The sequence below is a fragment of the Flagellimonas lutimaris genome, assembly GCF_003581615.1.
Lineage (GTDB): Bacteria > Bacteroidota > Bacteroidia > Flavobacteriales > Flavobacteriaceae > Flagellimonas > Flagellimonas lutimaris.
In genome coordinates, this window is the sequence record NZ_QXFH01000029.1 from 1 (window position 1) to 287 (window position 287).

Sequence of the window (287 nt, forward strand, 5' to 3'; positions counted from 1 at the left end):
CCGGCGTTGACCTTCTCCGGGTAGACCCCGTCTTTGGGGTGCAGGTACTGCACCTCACCGTTGGGGAATACCCGGTAGAATTGGTAGTTGATCTTGTACTTGGACCGGAGCCGGGTTCCGAGGGCCAGGCACTGCTCCTTTCGGGCCAGCTTCAGCAGGTTCGGGCCCTGCCGCATGATGGCGGCGCCGCCGGTCACCATCTCGAACACCTGCTCCTTGGGCGACTCCCACGTGATGACGTAGAACTCCTCCACCTGGGCTTTGCGGAGGAGGCCGCCGGTGCTGCC

The 287-nt window shown here is 64.1% G+C and carries 1 protein-coding gene; it reads right to left on the reverse strand.

Translation table 11 applies throughout. The features are described 5' to 3' along the window. On the reverse strand, positions 1 to 287 hold a 287-nt coding region (gene psaD / locus D2V08_RS18170; RefSeq protein WP_119606351.1), incomplete at both ends, for a photosystem I reaction center subunit II.